The sequence below is a fragment of the Microbacterium sp. NPDC055442 genome (genome assembly GCF_053644215.1).
The window spans coordinates 289,905-309,810 of sequence record NZ_JBSHLF010000001.1 but is presented as its reverse complement, the minus strand read 5'-3'; the positions used below and the strand labels follow the sequence as shown (position 1 = coordinate 309,810).

The 19,906-nt window shown below is 72.0% G+C and carries 13 protein-coding genes; 9 read left to right on the top strand and 4 right to left on the bottom strand.

The annotated features are described in order from the left end of the window. The first annotated feature begins 65 nt into the window (after positions 1-65). The 6 genes from ACWIBS_RS01525 to ACWIBS_RS01500 all read left to right on the top strand — a co-directional run bounded on the left by ACWIBS_RS01525 (position 66) and on the right by ACWIBS_RS01500 (position 7,199). On the top strand, positions 66-2,735 hold the full coding sequence (locus ACWIBS_RS01525; RefSeq protein WP_376129441.1) for an ATP-dependent Clp protease ATP-binding subunit: 2,670 nt from the start codon (positions 66-68) through the stop codon (positions 2,733-2,735). Positions 2,736-2,803: 68 nt separating this feature from the next. Further along, positions 2,804-3,676: an LLM class flavin-dependent oxidoreductase gene (locus ACWIBS_RS01520; RefSeq protein WP_376130119.1), complete on the top strand. Its 873-nt coding sequence runs from the start codon at positions 2,804-2,806 to the stop codon at positions 3,674-3,676. Further along, positions 3,673-4,437 (top strand): LLM class flavin-dependent oxidoreductase, encoded by a 765-nt coding sequence (locus ACWIBS_RS01515; protein ID WP_376130116.1) that lies wholly within the window; start codon positions 3,673-3,675, stop codon positions 4,435-4,437. The genes ACWIBS_RS01520 and ACWIBS_RS01515 overlap by 4 nt, the downstream gene beginning before the upstream one ends. Further along, complete coding sequence (locus tag ACWIBS_RS01510) at positions 4,437-4,829, top strand: DoxX family protein (RefSeq protein WP_376130121.1); 393 nt, start codon at positions 4,437-4,439, stop codon at positions 4,827-4,829. The genes ACWIBS_RS01515 and ACWIBS_RS01510 overlap by 1 nt, the downstream gene beginning before the upstream one ends. Positions 4,830-4,983: 154 nt before the next feature. Next, positions 4,984-6,513: an ATP-dependent DNA ligase gene (locus ACWIBS_RS01505; RefSeq protein ID WP_376130113.1), complete on the top strand. Its 1,530-nt coding sequence runs from the start codon at positions 4,984-4,986 to the stop codon at positions 6,511-6,513. Then, a complete protein-coding gene (locus ACWIBS_RS01500; RefSeq protein ID WP_376130110.1) occupies positions 6,510-7,199 on the top strand; it encodes an NAD-dependent deacylase in 690 nt (229 codons plus the stop codon). Before ACWIBS_RS01505 ends, ACWIBS_RS01500 begins: the two co-directional genes overlap by 4 nt. 6 nt (positions 7,200-7,205) lie before the next feature. Here ACWIBS_RS01500 and ACWIBS_RS01495 read toward each other — a convergent pair whose 3' ends face one another. The 4 genes from ACWIBS_RS01495 to hrpA form a co-directional block, all read right to left on the bottom strand. Beyond that, a complete protein-coding gene (locus ACWIBS_RS01495; protein WP_376130107.1) occupies positions 7,206-8,063 on the bottom strand; it encodes an NYN domain-containing protein in 858 nt (285 codons plus the stop codon). A gap of 2 nt (positions 8,064-8,065) precedes the next feature. Next, positions 8,066-9,049, bottom strand: a complete 984-nt coding sequence (locus ACWIBS_RS01490) for a Gfo/Idh/MocA family protein (RefSeq protein ID WP_376130104.1) — start codon at positions 9,047-9,049, stop codon at positions 8,066-8,068. Positions 9,050-9,220: 171 nt separating this feature from the next. Beyond that, entirely contained in the window at positions 9,221-10,162 is a 942-nt protein-coding gene (locus ACWIBS_RS01485) for a quinone oxidoreductase family protein (RefSeq protein WP_376130102.1), read from the bottom strand. A 29-nt stretch (positions 10,163-10,191) separates the two neighbouring features. Further along, entirely contained in the window at positions 10,192-14,244 is a 4,053-nt protein-coding gene (gene hrpA / locus ACWIBS_RS01480; RefSeq protein WP_376130099.1) for an ATP-dependent RNA helicase HrpA, read from the bottom strand. Positions 14,245-14,411: 167 nt separating this feature from the next. On the opposite strand from hrpA, the gene ACWIBS_RS01475 reads away from it, so the two are divergent. From ACWIBS_RS01475 to ACWIBS_RS01465, 3 genes are all read left to right on the top strand, one after another. Beyond that, positions 14,412-15,299 carry an aldo/keto reductase gene (locus ACWIBS_RS01475; protein ID WP_376130096.1) on the top strand — a complete coding sequence of 296 codons (888 nt, stop codon included), beginning with the start codon at positions 14,412-14,414 and terminating at the stop codon, positions 15,297-15,299. An 18-nt stretch (positions 15,300-15,317) separates the two neighbouring features. Further along, positions 15,318-17,153: a thioredoxin domain-containing protein gene (locus ACWIBS_RS01470; protein ID WP_376130094.1), complete on the top strand. Its 1,836-nt coding sequence runs from the start codon at positions 15,318-15,320 to the stop codon at positions 17,151-17,153. A 141-nt stretch (positions 17,154-17,294) separates the two neighbouring features. After that, a complete protein-coding gene (locus ACWIBS_RS01465) occupies positions 17,295-19,877 on the top strand; it encodes an autotransporter outer membrane beta-barrel domain-containing protein (protein ID WP_376130091.1) in 2,583 nt (860 codons plus the stop codon). Positions 19,878-19,906: the final 29 nt, after the last annotated feature.

Here is a 19,906-nt window from a genome sequence, read left to right as displayed (position 1 = left end):
TGATATGACTATGCTCAACTTTGTAAGTTGATAGTCCTCTACTCAAGTTTCACAGGAGAGATGGCATGCCCGAAGACTTCACCCCCTCGACCGGATCCGACGCCAACGACGGCTCGTTCGACGAGTTCCTCGCGCGGTACCTCGCGGGCGAGCGCGCCCGAGCGGGTCGCTCAATCGACCTCAGCCGCTTCCTCGGCTCGCGCACGCAGGAGATCCTGCAGCGCGCCGGCCGGTTCGCGCTCGAGCGCGGCCAGCACGAGCTCGACGCGCTTCACGTGCTGCGCGTGCTCGTGGCGGAATCGCCCGCGAAGGACGCCGTCGAGCGCATCGGCGCCGATCCCGCCGCGATCGCCCGCGCGACCGAAGAGCGTCTGCCCGCGGCATCCGGTGCCGCCGGTGTCGAGGGTGCCGTTGTTACACCGTCGGTGCAGCGCGCTCTGTTCCACGCGTTCCAGGTGGCACGCTCGTCCGGATCGACCTACGTCGATCCGGAGCACCTCTTCTTCGCGCTCGTGCTCGCCCAGGACACCCCCGCCGGTCAGGTGCTGGCGCACGCCGGCGTGACCGCCGAGGCACTCACACAGGGAGCGCGTGAGACCGTCACCCCGGGCGGCGTGGGCTCCGAGCAGCAACCGGATGCCGCGGCATCCGCCACGCCGATGCTCGACCGATTCGGCACCGACCTGACCGCGCTCGCTCGGGCGGGCGAGCTGGATCCGGTGATCGGCCGCGCCGCGGAGATCGAGCAGACGATCGAGATCCTCAGTCGACGCACGAAGAACAACCCCGTCCTGGTGGGCGAGGCCGGCGTCGGCAAGACCGCCGTCGTCGAAGGTCTCGCGCGGGCGATCACGGCCGGCGAGGTCCCCGACCAGCTGCGCGACAAGCGCGTCATCGCGCTCGACCTGCCCGCGATGCTCTCGGGCACGCGCTACCGCGGCGACTTCGAAGAGCGACTCACCGGAACGATGGACGAGATCGCCGCGCAAGACGGCGAGCTCATCGTCTTCATCGACGAAGTGCACACCGTCGTCGGTGCGGGAGGCGGCGGCGAGGGCTCGATGGACGCCGGCAACATCCTCAAGCCGCGTCTCGCCCGCGGCGACCTGCGCCTCGTCGGTGCGACGACGCTCACGGAGTACCGCGTGATCGAGAAGGACTCCGCGCTCGAACGCCGCTTCCAGCCCGTCCGCGTCGGCGAGCCGTCGGTCGAAGACGCCGTGCGCATCCTGCACGGGCTCAAGCCCGCCTACGAAGACCACCACGGCATCGTCTACACCGACGAGGCGCTGCGCGCCGCCGTCGAGCTGAGCGATCGCTATCTCACCGAGCGCGTGCTGCCCGACAAGGCGATCGACCTCATCGACCAGGCCGGTGCGCGCCTGCGGCTGCGCCTGGGCGCGAAGGTCGACGTGAGCGCGCTCATGGCGCAGCTCGCATCGCTCGAGGCGGACAAGAACGCCGCCGTCTCGGCCGAGCACTACGAAGAGGCCTCGCGCCTGCGCGACGAGATCGCGGCCGTGCAGGCGAAGATCGAGCACGCGGCCGAGAACCCCGCGCGCGTCGAGCGGGACGCGACGCAGCATGTCGTCGACGAACCCGAGATCGCGGGCGTGATCAGTCGCGCCACCGGCATCCCCGTCGCCCGTCTCACCCAATCGGAACGCGACCGGCTCGCGCGCCTCGAGGACGAGTTGCACGCGCGCGTCATCGGGCAGGACGACGCCGTCGCGGCCGTGGCGAAGGCCGTGCGCCGCAGTCGCACGGGAATGGGTGACGCGCACCGCCCCGTCGGATCGTTCCTCTTCCTGGGTCCGACCGGAGTCGGCAAGACCGAGCTCGCGAAGGCGCTCGCGAGCTCGTTGTTCGACGACCCTTCGACAAGCTCAGGGACCGGGGCGACAACCTCAGGGACCGGGGTGGCAGGCTCCGGGTCCGGGGCGACAAGCTCAGGGACCGGCGTGGCAGGGTCGGGGAACAGCGTGATCCGGTTCGACATGAGCGAGTTCGGCGAACGGCACACCGTGTCGCGACTCGTCGGTGCCCCTCCAGGCTACGTCGGGTACGACGAAGCCGGGCAGCTCACCGAGCGTGTGCGGCGCAATCCGTACTCGATTGTGCTGTTCGACGAGATCGAGAAGGCGCATCCGGATGTCTTCAACCTGCTGCTGCAGGTGCTCGACGACGGCCGACTCACCGACGGCCAGGGGCGCACGGTGGACTTCCGCAACACGGTGATCGTGATGACCTCGAACCTCGGCTCGGAGTTCCTCGCGTCGCGCGGCGGCGCCATCGGCTTCCTCGCCGACGGCGGCGGGTCCACCGGCTTCGGGTCGGAGAAGGACCTGCGCGATCGGGTCATGGGCAAGCTGCGCGAAGCGATGCGACCGGAGTTCCTCAACCGCATCGACGAGATCGTGCTGTTCCGCAAGCTGGAGAAGTCGCAGCTGCGCACGATCGTGCACCTGCTGCTCGGCGCGACCGAGGCCCGACTGGCGCGGCGTGACGTGACGTTCGCGGTGACCGACGCGGCGATCGAGTGGCTCGCCGAGCACGGCTACGAGCCCGAATACGGGGCGCGGCCGCTGCGCCGGCTCATCCAGCGCGAAGTCGATGACCGGCTCGCCGAGCTGTTCGTGACGGGCGCCCTCACCGAAGGCGGTTCCGTGACGGTGGATGCCACCGCCGACGGCCTCGTCGCGATGTCGGGCGCACCGCTGGCCGCCGCCGCCTGAGCGGATCGTCGACACCCGCGTCGACACCGATCGGCGCGGGTGTCGACGAGGGATGTCAGAGTGGGTGCATGGCACGCATCGGCGCGATCTTCAGTCCGTACCAGAATCCTCCCGAAGCGCTTCGCGCGGCGGTCGAGGCAGCCGAGACGGCAGGGCTCCCCGAACTGTGGGTGTGGGAGGACTGCTTCCGCGAGACGGGCTTCACGACGGCGGCCGCCGCCCTCGCCTGGACCGAGAAGCTCACGGTCGGACTCGGCATCGCCCCCATGCCGCTGCGGAATGCTGCCCTCACGGCGATGGAGATCGCGACGATCGAGCGGATGTTCCCCGGGCGGTTCCTGCCGGGACTCGGGCACGGGGTGCTGGACTGGATGGGACAGGTCGGCGCTCGTGTCGCGTCGCCCCTCACCCTCATGCGTGAATACGTCTCGGCGGTGCGCGCACTCGTCGCCGGTGACGAGGTCTCGGTGTCGGGCCGCTACGTCGCGCTCGACGCCGTGCATCTGGACTGGCCACCCGCGACGCCGCCGCCCGTCTACGCCGCCGCAGAGGGGCCCAAGACCCTGCGGCTGAGCGGCGAGGTCGCGGACGGGACCGTGCTGGTCGGCGGCTTCACACCCGACGAGCTCGCGGTGCGGATCGCGGCCGTGCACGAGGGGCGCGCAGCCTCGGGACGCGCGGGCGATCACGAGATCGCGGCGTACGTGCACGCCGCCTTCGGCAACGGCTCCGAGGACCGCGCTCGCGCCGAGTTCCCCGATCGTGCCGCGGAGGGTCGTGTCCTGTGGGGCTCTGCCGACGACGTCGCGGAAGGCGCGCGAAAGTTCTTCGCGGCGGGAGTCGACGCGGTCATCCTGCTGCCCGCGGGCGGCGAGACCGACCTCGCGGGCTTCTACGCGCACGCCGGAGACGTCGCGCGCAGCGTCGGGACGACGCCGTGACCGGCGCGCTGTCGATCGGGATCGCCGCAGCGGCCGGCCCGGCCGTCGCCGCTGCGACGGCGCGCGCCGCCGAGCACGCGGGATTGCGCGCCCTGTGGGTCAACGACACGGCCGGCCATGATGCGCTCGCGGTGCTCGCCGCAGCCGCCGAGGCGACCGACCGCCTCGTGCTGGCCACGGGAGTGCTGCCCGTCGATCGCCGCTCGCCCCGCGAGATCCTCGAGCGCGCGGCGGGGCTGCCGCAGGACCGGCTCGTGCTCGGCATCGGCTCGGGCCAGGCGCGCACGGGCGCCGTCGATCGCGTGCGGGACGCCGTCGCCGAACTGCGCGCCGGCACGTCGGCGCGCATCGTCGTCGGTGCACTCGGCCCGCGCATGCGACGGCGCGGGGCCGCGGCATCCGATGGTCTGCTGCTGAGCTGGCTGACACCGGAGCTCGCGCGGGCGCAGAGCGCCGAAGCTCACGACGGCGCCCCGGACACCCACGTCGCGCTCTATGTGCGCGCGGCGTCGGATCCGGCCGCGGTCGGGCGGCTGCGCGCCGAGGCCGACACCTACGCGGGCTATGCGGTCTACCGCTCGCACTTCGACCGGGTCGGCATCGGCGCCCGCGACACGACGATCGAACCGACGGCGCTGGCGGGCAGCATCCCTCGGTATCGCGATGCCGCCGACGAGCTCGTGCTGCGCGTCATGACGGCCGGTGACACGGCCGACGAATACGTGCGGTTCATCGATGACGTGCGATCGGCCGTGCGGTGATCTGGCGCAGCGCGGCACGCGGGGCGCTCGCTGTGCTTCTGGTCGCCGCGGGCGTCTCGCATCTCACATGGGGGCGCCGCGGGTACCGCATCGTCGTTCCGGAGTGGGCGACCGAGCTGCTGCGCACCGACAAGGACACGATCGTCGTCGCCTCGGGTGTCGTCGAGATCGCGCTCGGCGGGGCGCTGGTCGTGCTTCCGCGCGAACGTGCCCGCATCGGTGCGATCGTCGCGGCGTTCTTCGTCGCGGTGTTCCCCGGCAACGTGCACCAGTGGCGGACGGGGCGCTCAGCGCCCCTGCTGCGCACCGATCGGGCGCGGTTCCTCCGCCTGCTGCTTCAGCCCGTGCTCGTGGTGTGGGCGCTGTGGAGCACGAGGTCCGCTCGGCGGTGAGCTTCCGGCCGGCGCCCGCGTGTGACCGCAGGGCGGCGGGCCGCGCGGTCGTCTCATGGCGAGTCCGGTGCGCGTGTCGACGGAGCTCGTCGGGCGCACGGGGGTCGGGCTCGGCGGCCGATACCGTGTCCGCCGCCGGTGGCAGAATGCGGGAATGCTCCTGTTCCGGCTCGTGAGCGCGACGGATGCCGCCGCCGCGACGTCGTCGCGTCTGGCCAAGGTCGCCGCGCTTGCCGACGTGCTGGCCGGCCTCGACGCGGCCGAGATTCCGATCGCGATCGGCTACCTCGTCGCCAAGCCCCGGCAGGGCCGGCTCGGGATCGGCTGGCGCAGCCTGTCGGCGGTCGACGTCGTGCACGCCGCCGAGCCCGCCCTCACTCTCGCGGATGTCGATGCCGCGCTGACAGCTCTCGCACGCGCCGAGGGGCCGGGTTCTGCCGCGGTGCGCCGGGCGACCCTCGAATCGCTCGCCGCGCGCACGACCGCGACGGAGTGGGACTTCCTCGCCCGTGTCATCCTCGGCGAGCTGCGCACCGGCGCGCTCGAGGGGGTGCTCGTCGACGCCGTCGCGAAAGCGGCGGGGCGTCCCGTCGCCGCCGTGCGCCGCGCCGCGATGCTGTCGGGTGATCTGGGTGAGACGGCGCGGATCGCACTCACCGAGCAGGCCGACGCGCTCGACGCGGTCGGTCTCGTCGTGGGGCGTCCCGTGCTGCCGATGCTCGCGGGGACGGCGCCGACGGCGGGCGAGGCGATCACCACCCTGGGCGGCGCCGCTTCGGTCGAGTTCAAGCTCGACGGCGCGCGGATCCAGGTGCACCGTGACGGTGACGACGTGCGCGTGTTCACGCGCACCCTCGCCGATGTGACGCACCGCCTGCCCGAGATCGTCGAGGTCGTGCGCAGCCTGCCCGCGCAGCAGCTCATCCTCGACGGCGAGACGCTGTCGCTCGACGAAGACGGCGGTCCCCGGGCCTTCCAGGACACGATGGCGCGCTTCGGCTCCGAGACCACGGATGCCGCGGCGATCGCGCTGCGCCCCTGGTTCTTCGACCTGCTGCACGTCGACGGGCGCGACCTGATCGACGAGCCGCTCGAGGTACGACGCCGCGAGCTCGAGCGGATCGCGGGAGCGTGGCAGGTGCCCGGCATCGTGACCGCCGATCCCGCCGCGGCCGATGCGTTCGCCGACGACGCCCTCGCTGCGCACCACGAGGGCGTCGTCGTGAAGGCCGTCGATTCGCCGTACACGGCGGGGCGCCGCGGACGCACCTGGATCAAGGTCAAGCCCGTGCTGACGTTCGATCTCGTCGTCCTCGGCGTCGAGGCCGGCTCGGGTCGCCGCACCGGCATGCTGTCGAACCTGCACCTCGGCGCCCGCGATCCCGCCGGGGAGTTCGGTGACCCCGGCGGGTTCGTCATGGTCGGCAAGACCTTCAAGGGGCTCACCGACCAGCTGCTGCGCTGGCAGACCGAGCACTTCCCGTCGATCGAGACCCGCCGCACGGCGCACACCGTCTTCGTGCGCCCCGAGACCGTTGTCGAGATCGCGATCGACGGCGTGCAGCGCTCCACGCGGTATCCCGGCGGTGTCGCGCTGCGGTTCGCGCGGGTCAAGGGGTACCGGCTCGACAAGACGGCCGCCGACGCCGACACGATCGACGTGCTGCGTGGGCTGCTGCCATGACCCGCATCGTCGCGCTGACCGGTGCCGGAGTGTCGGCCGAGAGCGGATTGCGGACCTTCCGCGACACCGGCGGGCTGTGGGAGGGGTACGACGTCGACGACGTCGCGACACCCGAGGGGTTCGCGCGCGACCCCGACACCGTGCTGCGCTTCTACGATGCGCGTCGTCGGGCAGCGCTGGCGGCTGAGCCCAACGCCGCACACCGCGCGCTCGCGGCGCTCGAATCGCGCCTCGGCGATGAGCTGCTCGTCGTGACGCAGAATGTCGACGACCTGCACGAGCGGGCCGGAACCCGGAACCTCGTGCACATGCACGGCGAGCTCGTGCGGGCACGGTGTCGCGCGTGCGGCGCGCGTCCGGTCTGGATGGCGGATCTGAGCGACCGGCCGCCGTGCCCCGAATGCGCAGAGCGGATGCTGCGCCCCGATGTCGTCTGGTTCGGTGAAATGCCGTACGGGCTCGATCGCATCGAGCGCGCGGTCACGGCATGCGACCTGTTCGTCTCGATCGGCACGTCGGGCTCGGTCTACCCGGCCGCCGGATATGTCGCGCTCGCGTCGGCCTCCGGCGCCCGCACTCTCGAACTCAACCTCGAGCCCGGTGACGGCTCCGCGGCGTTCGACGAGGCCCGCACGGGCCGGGCGACCGAGCTGGTCCCGGCCTGGGTCGCCGAGGTGGGCGGCTGAGCGCGACTAGCGACGATCCCCGGCCAGGCGGATGAGCACGATGTTCGACGACTCGTCGACCTCGGCGACGGTCGGGTGGGCCTTGACGAAGTCGGTGAAGCTCTTGTGTCCGACCGCCTTCTCGCTGAACGCGGGGTCGAGGCGCTTGATGAGGCTCTTGACCTCGGACGCGTGCTGCCACTTGTCGTCGTCTTTGTCGTTCTCGAGGCGCAGCGCCCGTTCGAGCAGATCGGCGCCCGGGTCCTTCGCCTTCTGGCGGGAGCGGCGGGTCGTGCCGTCGGATTTGCCGGTCGCGGGCGGCGTCACGCCCGGAAGGGCGTCGTAGGCGTCGAACTGGTCGCACGCGGCGGCGAGCGACTTCGCGGTCGATCCGGCCACGCCGACGCCGACGACGAACCGTCCGAGCCGCTTGCAGCGCTGGGCGAGCGGCACGTAGTCGGAGTCACCGGCGACGATGACGACGTGCGTCAGGTCGGGCAGGCGGAACATGTCCTCGACCGTGTCGACCGCGAGGCGGATGTCGGCGCCGTTCTTGGCATATGCCGCGGCGGGGAACAGCTGCACCAGGTCGACCGCGCGAGCGACGAGCTGCGAGCGGTACTCGGCGTTGACGGGGGCCGACCAGTCGGCGTACGCCCGCGTGAGCACGAGTGTCCCGAAGGATGCCGCGTAGTCGATGATCGCGCCGACGTCGATGCGCGCCGCAGCGAGTCGTTCTGCGGTCTCGGGCGCCGAGGCGTCTTCGGCGATGCGCTGGCGGTCACGCGAATAGGCGTTGCGGCCGTGCACGCGGTCGTACCAGGACATCACGATGTTGTCGAAGTCGAGGTAGACGGCCACGCGCGGCTGGAGCAGGTCTGGCATGTTCAGTTCTCTCCGGGGTAGTGAAGACCGATGATCTCACGGACGGCGTCGAGGCTCGCCATGATCTCGACGGTCTCGTCGATCGGCAGGACGTCGCTGTCGGTCATGCCCTGCGCGATGAAGCGCTCCGCCGCGAGAGCCTGGTACTGCATGCCCCCGCCCTCGACCTGCGACGCGAACGCCTCGAGCACAGCGCCGTCGGGGCCCAGGAGACGGAACGACGTCGGCCTGTACCAGACGGGGTCGATCTCGATACGGGCATCCGTGCCGATGATGTGCGCCGTGTTCGGCCCCGCCGAGTGCGCCGCCGACAGTGTCGTCGCGATCGCTCCCGAAGGGTAGGTGAAGATCGTCGCGATCTCGGCGTCGGCGCCGGTCGGGCCGAGGGTCGCCGATGCGGCGATCGTCGCGGGTGCGCCGAGGACATCCCACGCGAACGAGACCGGGTAGATCCCGAGGTCGAGCAGGGCGCCACCGCCGAGCTCGAGGGCGTTGAGGCGATGGGCCGGGTCGGAGCTGATGCGCTGCGTGTGGTCGGCCGTGAGTGCGCGGACCGTGCCGACGGCGCCCTCGGCGAGCAGCTCGCGGATGCGAGCCATATGCGGCAGGTAGCGGGTCCACATCGCTTCCATGGCGAGCAGTCCCATGGAGCGGGCGGTGTCGCGCACGCGGGCGGCTTCGGCGGCATTGATCGTGAAGGGCTTCTCGACCAGCACGTGCTTGCCCGCTTCGAGCGCGAGGATCGCCTGTTCCGCATGGAAGGGATGCGGCGTCGCGATGTAGACGATGTCGACGTCGGGATCGGCGACGAGCGCATCGTACGACCCGTGCGCGCGCGGAACCCCCAACTCGTCGGCGAACGCGCGGGCGTTGTCGAGCCGGCGCGACCCGACAGCGACGAGGTCGAGGTCGGCCGTGTGCAGATCGCGGGCGAACGCGCGGGCGATGCCGCCGGGCCCCAGGATGCCCCAGCGCAGTGCAGTCATCTGTCGAGCGTACCGACCCCCACCCCCAACCCGCGAGACTGCAACGGGGCGCCGAAACCGTGGGTATCACCCGCAGTCTCGGCGCGCCGTTGCAGTCTCGCGGTCAATGCGGGGCGGCGTTGCGGGGTGCGGTCGACGCGGGGCGGGGTTGCGGGCCCGAGGTCGAGGGAGTCACGGCCGGAGCGTCACCTTGCCGTCGGTGCCGGCCTCGACGGCGCGCTGGGCGTCGGCGGCATCGCGCAGCGGGAACGACGGGCCCAGCTCGACCGAGAAGCGATCCGCGGCGAGCAGGGCGAGTGCGACGGGCACGGCCTCGGCACGCCACGCCTGCTGCTGCGGTGTGAGGGCTTGGGGGCTGCCGCCCGAGAATGCGCGGATGCCCAGGCCCGCGGCATCCGCCCCTCGAACGATCGTCGCGATGCGTTCGCGGTCGGCGACGAGTTCGAGCGACGCGTGCAGCGCCTCGTCGGTGCCGGCGGCGTCGAGGGCGACCGTGATCCCGTCCGGGGCCACGGCGCGGATGCGCTCGACGAGTCCGTCGCCGTACGCGACGGGGAGCGCGCCGAGCGCGCGCACGCGGTCGAAACGGCGCTCGGACGACGTCGCCACGACGGTCGCGCCGGCGAGCACGGCGAACTGGATCGCCGATTGGCCCACCGAGCCGGAGCCGCCGTGCACGAGCAGCGTGTCGCGCGGGCCGACCGCGAGCGAGCGCACCGACTGGTAGGCCGTTCCGGCCGGAATGCCGAGGGCGGCCCCGAGCTCGGCGCTCACCGAGCCGGGCCGCGGTACGACGCGGGCGGCGGGGACGGTGATCTCGGTGGCGTAGGCGCCCGAGACGCCCGAGAAGACGACGGCGTCGCCCACGCGCAGGCCATCGACGTCGGTACCCACCGCCGTCACGACCCCGGCGCCGTCGGCACCGACGCGCCGCGGTCCGTCGAGCGGCGCCGACGCGCGCCGTCCCGACCGCAGCTTCGCATCGATCGGGTTGATGCCCGCGGCCTCGACCCGCACCGTCACATCGCCCGGCCCGGGGGCGGGCGCGTCGATGTCGATCTGATGCAGGACCTCGGGTCCGCCGAACTCGGTGTAGACGATCGCGTGTGCCATGCCCGGGACAACCCGCCCGCCGCGACCCGCTATTCCCGCAGCGCCTTCTGGATGCGCTGGAGCGAGACCTGCTCCGCTGTGCCGAGCGCCTGGGCGAAGAGGCTCACGCGATACTCCTCCAGCAGCCAGCGCACGCGCGTGAGCGAGGCGGCCTCGTCGGGGGCGGGCGGAATCGTGCCGCCCGCTTCGGCATACAGCGCGGCGGCGCGTTCGAACTCGTTCTGCCGCTGACGGTCGCGCCCCGGGCTGTCGGCGAGGCTCCTGACGCGCTCGAGGGCGCCGCGTACGTAGCGCGGGAGGTGTCCCAGGCGGTCGAGACCCGTGCGCGCGACGAAGCCGGGGAAGACGAGTCCGGCAAGCTGCGCCTTGACGTCGTTGAGCGCTGCGAGGAGGGTCAGCGAGTTCTGCTCGCGCACGGCGCGCTCGACCTCGCGCACGGCCGTCAGGATGCGGGCGACGAGCGACACCGCCTGGAAGAGCTCGTCGACGACGACCCGCGAGAACGCATCGCGCACGGTCTCGAACGCGGCCCGCGTGCGTACGACGCCGCCCGGCACGGTGCGCGCGATGACGGCATCGGCCAGCGCGACGCGCGCATCCTCGATGAGCGCCTTCGCCGACGGATAGGGGGATGCCGCGAGCGCGAGCTTCTCGGCCGAGGTGAGGTGCTCCAGCACATAGGCCGCGGGGGAGGGCGCCGTCAGCAGCACGAGCCGGCGCACGCCCGCGCGCGTCGCGGCGGCCGCAGCCTCGGGGGTCGCCTCGATGCGCAGCGCGACGCTCGCCCCCTCGTCGACGAGCGCGGGATAGCCCCGCACAACACCGCCGGCGACCTTCGTGTCGACGACGTCGGCCAGGTCGCCGACGTCCCAGTCGGTGATGCCGGAGCGCTCCGTGACGCCGGGGGAGGCGGCCGCGGTCGGCGGGGCGGCCGGGCCAGGAGCCCTCGTGTCCTTCCTCGGCGTCAGCGAACGGGAGACGGCCGTGCGCGCGCGGTCGGAGAGCTGCCGCTGCAGGTCGCCCAGGTCTCGCGCCGATCCGGCCGGGCGCCCGCGCTCGTCGACGGCGCGGAACGACACGAGCAGATGCGACGGCACCCGCTCCAGGTCGAAATCGGCGGCGGTGACGGGCTGATTCGCGACCCGCTGGATGCGCGTCGCGAGCGCGTCGAGAAGCGAGGTCGGGGGCAGCCCGTCGTGCGCCTCGGGGCCGAGGCCCGGGAGCTCTTCGGCGAAGCGAGCGGCCCAGTCGGCGGCGGGCACGACGTGGCGCCGGATCGTCTTCGGGAGCGCGCGCAGCAGCGCCGTGACCAGCTCGTCGCGCAGGCCCGGCACCTGCCAGTCGAAGCCGTCGGGCCGCAGCTGCGCGAGAAGCGCGAGGGGAACGATCACCGTGACGCCGTCGTCGGGCGCACCCGGCTCGAAACGGTAGGCGAGCGAGAGCACCTGATCGCCCTGGCGCCAGCGCGCGGGGAAGTCGCGTTCGTCGCCGCGGGACGCGTCGTCGATGAGATCGGCCTCGGCCATGTCGAGCAGGCGCGGCGTCGTGGTCGCGGCATCCCGCCACCAGGCCTCGAATGAGCGCGCGTCGAACACATCGCGGGGGATGCGCGCGTCGTAGAAGCGGTAGACGGCCTCGTCGCCCACGAGGATGTCGCGGCGGCGCTCGCGCTCCTCGATCTTCTCGAGCCGCCGGCGCAGCTCGAGATTGCGCCGCTCGAACGCCGTCAGCCGCTTGTCGATGTGCGACGAATCCCACTCGCCTTCGACGAGCGCGTGGCGCACGAACAACTCGCGCGCGAGGGGACGGTCGAACCGGGCGAGCTGCACGCGGCGACGGGGGATGATCTCGACGCCGAAGAGCGTCACCTTCTCGTAGGCGGATGCCGCGCCCGATGCCTTCGACCAGTGCGGTTCGCTCAGCTGCCGCTTCGCGAGGTCGCCCGCCAGCGGCTCGGCCCACGCGGGGTCGATCGCCGCGACGGTGCGGGCGAACAGTCGGCTCGTCTCGACGAGCTCGCCGGCCATGACGGCGCCGGGTCGCTTCTTCTTGAGGCCCGACCCCGGGAAGATCGAGAACCGCGTTCCGCGCGCGCCGAGATAGGTCGCCGGAGCGAGGCTCTTGCCCTTCGCGCCCTTCGATCCGGCGTCGTTCCGGCCCGTCGCGCGTTCGTCGAGGATGCCGATGTGCGAGAGCAGTCCGGAGAGGATGGCCTTGTGCAGGGCATCCGCATCACCGGCGGAGGATGCATCGCTCGCCGAGGCGCGGTCGCGCTTCGACCGGCCGAGCAGGGCTGTGAGCTGCCGGTGCACATCCACCCATTCGCGTACGCGCACGTAGTTCAGGTGCTCGGCGCGGCACATGCGCCGGAAGGCACTCGAGCCCAATTCGCGCTGCTTGTCGAGCAGGTGGTTCCACAGGTTGAGCAGTGAGATGAAGTCGCTCGTCGGATCGGTGAACCGGGCGTGCAGGCGGTCGGCCTCTTCGCGGCGTTCCTCCGGTCGCTCGCGGACGTCGGGGATCGACAGTCCCGCGACGATCGCGAGGACGTCGGGCAGGACGCCGGTCCGGCGGGACTCGACGATCATGCGGGCGAATCGGGGATCGATCGGCAGCCGAGCGAGCTCGCGCCCGATCTCGGTGAGCCGCCCGGTCTCCGTACGCCCCCCGGTCCCTGCACGTCCACCGGTCCCTGCACGTCCACCGGTCCCTGCACGCCCCCCGGTCTCCGTACGCCCCCCGGTCCCGGAGCGGCCACCGGTCCCTGAGCTTGCCGAAGGGTCGACCGCCCCCAGCTCCGTGAGCAGGTCGACGGCCGCCTTCACCCCGCGCGAGTCGGGCGGGGTGAGGAAGGGGAACCGCTCGATGTCGCCGAACCCGAGGGCGAGCATCTGCAGGATGACCGACGCGAGGCTCGTGCGCAGGATCTCGGGCTCGGTGAACTCGTCGCGCGTCGCGAAGTCGTCTTCGGAGTAGAGCCGGATCGCGATGCCCGGCGCCGTGCGCCCGGCGCGACCCGAGCGCTGCTGGGCCGACGCCTGCGAGATCGGCTCGATCGGCAGCTGCTGGATCTTCGTGCGGTTGCTGTACCGCGAGATGCGGGCGGTCCCCGTGTCGATGACGTAACGGATGCCCGGAACCGTGAGGCTCGTCTCGGCGACGTTCGTCGCCAGGATGACGCGACGCCGCACGCCCGCGACGCGCGATCGCTCGAAGACGCGGTGCTGCTCGGCTGCCGAGAGGCGCCCGTAGAGCGGCAGGACCTCGGTCGGCGCGGCATCCTTCGCATACATGCCGCGGACGGCATCCATCGCATCGCGGATCTCGGCCTCGCCCGGCAGGAAGACCAGAACGTCGCCGGCGGGTTCCCGGTCGAGCTCCCGCAGGGCGGCCGTGATGCCGTCGACGTCGTCGCGCTCGGCGCCGGCATCCGCGTCGGAGGGCGCGCGGTAGCGGATCTCGACGGGGTGCGTGCGTCCCGACACCTCGATGACGGGCGCAGGCCGAGCAGCGGTTCCCGAGCCTGTGCCGGTTCCTGAGCCTGTCGAAGGGCCCGCGAAGTGCCTCGCGAAGCTCTCGGGGTCGATCGTCGCGCTCGTGATGACGACCTTGAGGTCGGGGCGCTTCGGCAGGATGCGCGTGAGGTACCCGATCAGGAAGTCGACGTTGAGCGAGCGCTCGTGCGCCTCGTCGATGATGATCGTGTCGTAGCGGCGCAGCAGCCGGTCGCGGTGGATCTCGTTGAGCAGGATGCCGTCGGTCATGACGGCGACGCGGGTGTCGTCGGTGACCTTGTCGGTGAAGCGCACCTTGTAGCCCACCGTCGTGCCCAGCGGCACCTGGAGCTCTTCGGCCACGCGCTCGGCGATCGTGCGCGCCGCGATCCGGCGCGGCTGCGTGTGCGCGATGCGCGTGCGACCCAGCTCGAGGCAGATCTTCGGCAGCTGCGTCGTCTTTCCCGATCCCGTCGCGCCGGCGACGATGACGACCTGATGGTCGCGGATGGCGCGCGCGATGTCGTCCCGCGCGGCGCTGACGGGCAGCTCCGGCGGGTACGAGATGACAGGTTCTGGCGCGGACACAGCCCTCGATCGTATCTGCCGCGGGCCGCTTCGGCGGGCGTACGCGGGCGATCCGCAGGAGGACGGGTTCCCGGGAGTGCTGCCACGGGGCTTCCGGGCGAGATCTGTGGCACCGGATCCTGCAGATCGCACGGCGGCCGGGCGCACCCCGGTCGTAGGCTGTTCGCATGGCAGACCACCACGCAGATCACCGCGCCGATGTCACGGCGGAGCACCTCGCCGACGTGCCGCGCATCGCGCTCAACTCGGGGCACGACATCCCGCAGTTCGGCTACGGCGTCTTCAAGGTGCCGCCCGCGGAGACCGAGAAGGTCGTCACCGAGGCGCTGTCGCTCGGATATCGCCACATCGACACCGCCGCGATCTACCGCAACGAAGAGGGCGTCGGAGCCGCGATCGCGCGGAGCGGCATCCCGCGCGACGAGCTGTTCATCACGACGAAGCTGTGGAACGACCGGCAGGCCGGCGACGACCCGCGCGCCGCGCTCGACGAGAGCCTCGCGAAGCTGGGCCTCGACTATGTCGACCTGTATCTCGTGCACTGGCCCGCGCCCGCCAATGACCAGTTCGTGAACGCCTGGACGAAGCTCGCGGCCCTCGGCGACACGGGACCCGTGCGCTCGATCGGCGTGTCGAACTTCCTCGTCGAGCACCTCGAGCGCGTCGTCGACGCGACGCAGAAGCTGCCCGCCGTCAACCAGATCGAGCTGCATCCCGCCTACCAGCAGCGCGATGTCGTCGCGTGGTGCGCCGAGCGGGGCATCCGCATCGAGGCGTGGGGCCCGCTCGGACAGGGCAAGTACGACCTGTTCGGCACTCCTGCCGTGCACGACGCCGCCGCGGCGCACGGGCGCACGCCCGCGCAGGTCGTGCTGCGCTGGCACATCCAGAAGGGGAACATCGTCTTTCCGAAGTCGGTCAACCCCGACCGGCTGCGCGAGAACTTCCGGATCTTCGACTTCGCCCTCTCCGACGCCCAGATGGCGGCGATCGACGCGCTCGACCCGGGTGACGGCACGGGTCGCGTCGGAACCCACCCGAACGACCTGAATTGACCACACCCGGGCCCTGACATGAACGAGCGCCTCTCGCTCTCGACGAGCCCCTATCTGCGTGCCCACGCCGACAACCCGGTCGCGTGGCACGCGTGGGGAGAGGCGGCGTTCTCTGAGGCGCGACGGCGCGACGTGCCCGTTCTCGTGTCGATCGGCTACTCGACCTGTCATTGGTGCCACGTCATGGCACGGGAGTCCTTCGCGGATGCCGCCACCGCGGCCGACCTCGACGCGGGGTTCGTCGCGATCAAGGTCGACAGGGAGGAGCATCCCGAAGTCGACGCCGCATACATGGCCGCCGCGGCGGCGTTCACCCCGAGCCTCGGCTGGCCGCTCACGGTCTTCACGACGCCCGAGGGGCGCCCGTTCTTCGCCGGGACCTACTTCCCGCCCGAGCCGCGCGGCGGCCTGCCCGCGTTCCGTCAGGTGCTCGCGGCCGTGCGAGAAGCGTGGACGGAGCGTCGTGGTCAGGTCGACGGCACGGCCGAGGCGATCCTCGACGCTCTCTCCGACGTCCGGGCGAACGCCCACGACCGCACCGGCGCGCTTCCCGATGCCGCAGGGCTGCGCGCCGCGGCGCGCGCCCTCGCGACGCGGGAGGACCCCGAGCACGCCGGATTCTGGAGCGGCGACGCGGGAGCACCCAAATTCCCCGTCGCGACGGGGCTGGGCTTCCTGCTCAGCCGGCTCGTGCGCACGACCGAGCCCGCGGCGGCCGCCGTCGCGCACCGGGCGCTTCGGACCATGGCGGATTCACCGCTGCGCGACCCGGTCGAGGGCGGCTTCTTCCGGTACGCCACCCGGCGCGATTGGACCGTGCCGCACTACGAGCGGATGCTGACCGACAACGCACTGCTGCTCGACATCGCCCGCGACACCGGCGACGAGCGCACGGCGCGGGGCATCGTCGCCTTCCTCACGGGCGTGCTGCAGCAGCCGTCGGGAGGGTTCGGCGCGGCGCAGGACTCCGAATCGTGGATCGACGGTGCTCGCAGCGAAGGCGGGTACTACCGGCGCGACGACCGCGCGGGCCTCGAGCCGCCGCTGGTCGACGGCAAGATCGTGACGGGATGGAACGGCCTCGCGATCGGCGCCCTCGCCCGCGCCGGCGCCCGCTTCGGCGAGCACGAGTGGATCTCGGCGGCCGCGTGGGCGGCGGATGCCGTGCTCGGCGCGAACACCCGCCCCGACGGAACGCTCGTGCGGGCGTCACTCGACGAGATCCCGTCCCAGGCGGTCGCGACGCTCGCCGACTACGGCCAGCTCGCGACCGGCCTGGTCGCACTCGCCGTCGCGACGGGTGACCCGGCCGCGGCCGTGCGGGCCCGTGGGCTCGTCGAGGCGTGTCTCGTCGGCGACGAGGCGACGGTCCCCGGCGGCGGTGATCCCGTCCTCGCGGCGCAGGGTGTCGGCGCCCCGGACGCGGCATCGGACGGCGACGAGCCTTCGGGCGTGGCTGCGCTCGCCGACGCGGCCACGCAGCTCTGGCTGCTCGGCGCCGGCGACGCGTCGCGGCTCGCCGCCGAGCGGCTGATCGCCCGTCACACCGCCGCCGCGCTCGCCCAGCCGCTCGCGCACGGCGCACTCCTGCGGGTGGCGGCGCTTCTCGCGGGACCGCCGCGACAGGTCGTCGTCATCGGCGACGCGGGCGACCCGCTCGCGCGCGCCGCGCACGGCCTCGACGCCGACGTCGTCGCGGTCGTCACCGCCGAACAGGCCGCCGCCTGGGCGCGCGCGGGGTTCGCACTGTTCGCCGACAAGGCCGCGGTCGACGACCGCGCGACCGCCTACGACTGCCGCGATTTCGCGTGCCGCCTTCCCACGACCGACCCCGCCCGGCTGCGCGCCGGCTGAGCCTCGGTGCCTGATCGGAGCACGGCAATCCGGCCACCGAGCACGCACAATCACCGCTGCGGCACGGCATGAGGGCTCGCTCGCGAGCTCGCGCCGGAACGGATTCCTACCGTCGTTCTGAAACGAACGAAGGGAAGAATCATGTCCATCCGGAAAGCGGCTCGCGATCGAGCCGACGTCACGACCGTCACCCGGCGGATGCTGCGTGCACGGCGCACGTTCACGCGCCGAGCCGTGCGGCTGGTCGCGACCATCCTCGCGACGGCGATCGTCGCGACCGGCGCGGTCGTCGGCGTGCAGAGCGCGTCGGCGGCCTCACAGGGGCCCGGCTTCGGCACGTGGCCGAGCAGCCAGATCGGCTGGGAGGGCGCTTTCGTCGCCCCCGACGGGAGCCTCATCTACTGCATCGTGCCCGGCGCCGCCAACCCCACCGGGGCGACGAGCTCCGCCGGCATCCACTCATCGATCATCTCGGACAGCCCGTTCGGGGCGGCGACCATCAGCGGCGACGCCGCGGCGAAGATCAACACGATCGTCACGCAGTACGGGCAGAGCTGGGACAACGTGAACGCCTCGGCGGTCTCGTTCGTCGTCAAGCACCTCGCGAACCCGGGTGCGACCTACAGCTCCAGCGGCTGGAACGGCACGCACGACCTCAACGGGTACATCAACTACAAGCTCGTCGGACTCGTCGGCTCGGCGACCGTCGGCGCGATCCAAGCCCGTGCGCAGCAGCTGCTCGCGGCCGTCGCGAACGTCACCGCCGGGGCCGTGAACGGCTCGGGCACCCTCGTCTTCACGACCGACGCCGCCAACAACTACGCCGGTACGGTCACGATGGTGGGAACGTCGGCGACGGGAACAGTCTCGCTCACGAACGGCACCTTCGTCTCGACCGGCAGCGGCTCGCTCGCCGGCATGCGGCAGGGCGTCGCCTACCCCGTGCGCGGCGTTCCGCCGACGCACGACGGCGCCGCGTACCGGATCTCGGGCTCGGGCACCTTCGGGTCGGGATACGCCCCGGCGCTGCACCTGTGGACGACGCCGGGCCAGCAGGCCGCCGTCGGCCCCGGCGGCGCGGGAACATTCCGCGTCACCGGCAGCGACACGGTCGGTCGCACGGTGATCTTCGCGCCGCACATCACGACGCAGGTCGAGCAGGTCTACGCACCCGGTGGCACGTTCGTCGACCACGTCACCTTCGGCACGTCGCTCAACGAGTGGCCGCGCCTGGCGGGCGGCGCGTTCGCCACCATCACGGCGACGGCCCGCGTCTACAAGACGTCCACTCAGCCCACCTCGCCCACGACGGCGATCCCCGAAGACGCGGTGGATGTGGGCGGTCTCACGGTCGTGACCGACCCCGCGATCGGCCCGTCGCAGCCGTATCGCGTCGAGTCGGAGTGGGAGCTGCCCGGTCCGGGCCACTACACCGCGGTGTGGAGCATCGTCGGTGCCGACCAGTCCGCGCAGACGATCGCCTACCTGCAGCACGGGCCGACCTACGAGCGGCACGAGCTGTTCGGAGAGAAGACCCAGATGACGATGGTGCCGAACATCACGTCGCAGGCGCAGCCGACGGCGCAGAAGGGCGGCACGGCCCTGGACACCGTCATCGTCGCCGACGTGCTGCCCGCCGGCGGTGCCGAGATCTCGACGGCGCTGTACCGCGTTCCCGAAGATGTCGAGGCATTCGGCGCGTGCGAGGCGGCGAACCTCGTCTGGCAGAGCGAGACGCTGCACATCGACGCCGTCGGACGCTACACGTTCACGGCACCGGTCGTGCCGGCGTTCGGCGACTACGCGTGGCAGCACCGCGCCGACGACGTCGAGGGACGGGAGATCATGGTCAGCGAGTGCGGCATCGAGAGCGAGATGACCTCGGCCCCCGTGCCGACGATCGGCTCGCTCGCGCCCGAGACGATCGGCTACGCCGGTCTCGTGCACGATGTCGCGATCGTCGACGGACTGGTGCCGGCCGACGGTGAGACGTACGTCACGTTCGAGCTGTACCGCGCTGTCGACGGGGTCGCCCCGATCGAGTCCTGCACGGCGGATTCCCTCGTGGGGGACACGAGCAACCGGCCCATCGTCATCACGCAGGCGGGGGAGTACACCTCGCCCGGCATCCGTGTCACCGAAGCGGGCACGCACTACAGCGTCGAGTACCTGTGGTGGCGTGCGGACGCCGAGGACGACCCGATCGTGCTCGATGAGGGCGAGTGCGGCCTGGCGCACGAGACGACGGTCGTGAGCGAGCCGTCGCTGCGCACGCAGGCGACGCCGTCGGTCGGGATCGGCGACACCTACCGCGACGAGGCGTTCGTCGAGGGACTCGGCGACGACGTGGCGGCCGAGATCGTCTTCGAGGTGTTCCACAACGCGCACAATCAGGCGCCGACCTGCACGGCCGAGACCCTCGTCGACACGGGTCGCACCTCGATCGTCGGCTCGGGCGTCTTCGCCTCGCCCGCCCTCACGGCGAGCAAGGAAGGACGCCAGCTCTGGGTCGCGACCCTGCAGCACACGCCCGAAGGCGCCGACGGACCCGTCGTGCTGGCGAAGGGCGCGTGCGGTGAGGAGGATGAGGTGACCCTCGTGCGCGGAGAGCTGCCGCTCACCGGTTCGCTCGGCACGCCGTGGGTCGCGGGGCTCGCGGGCCTGGCGCTGCTGGCCGGGGCGACGATCCTTCTGATCCGTGTCCGGAGGTCCACCGCCGCGTGACACGTCACACCGGCGCCCTCGACTCTCCG

Bases quoted from the DNA above. Each gene is read 5' to 3' on its own strand.
- ACWIBS_RS01500 (WP_376130110.1), top strand. From the start codon at position 6,510: ATGACCCGCATCGTCGCGCTGACCGGTGCCGGAGTGTCGGCCGAGAGC.
- ACWIBS_RS01520 (WP_376130119.1), top strand. From the start codon at position 2,804: ATGGCACGCATCGGCGCGATCTTCAGTCCGTACCAGAATCCTCCCGAA.
- ACWIBS_RS01505 (WP_376130113.1), top strand. From the start codon at position 4,984: ATGCTCCTGTTCCGGCTCGTGAGCGCGACGGATGCCGCCGCCGCGACG.
- ACWIBS_RS01465 (WP_376130091.1), top strand. From the start codon at position 17,295: ATGTCCATCCGGAAAGCGGCTCGCGATCGAGCCGACGTCACGACCGTC.
- ACWIBS_RS01525 (WP_376129441.1), top strand. From the start codon at position 66: ATGCCCGAAGACTTCACCCCCTCGACCGGATCCGACGCCAACGACGGC.
- ACWIBS_RS01475 (WP_376130096.1), top strand. From the start codon at position 14,412: ATGGCAGACCACCACGCAGATCACCGCGCCGATGTCACGGCGGAGCAC.
- ACWIBS_RS01470 (WP_376130094.1), top strand. From the start codon at position 15,318: ATGAACGAGCGCCTCTCGCTCTCGACGAGCCCCTATCTGCGTGCCCAC.
- ACWIBS_RS01495 (WP_376130107.1), bottom strand. From the start codon at position 8,063: ATGCCAGACCTGCTCCAGCCGCGCGTGGCCGTCTACCTCGACTTCGAC.
- ACWIBS_RS01490 (WP_376130104.1), bottom strand. From the start codon at position 9,049: ATGACTGCACTGCGCTGGGGCATCCTGGGGCCCGGCGGCATCGCCCGC.
- ACWIBS_RS01485 (WP_376130102.1), bottom strand. From the start codon at position 10,162: ATGGCACACGCGATCGTCTACACCGAGTTCGGCGGACCCGAGGTCCTG.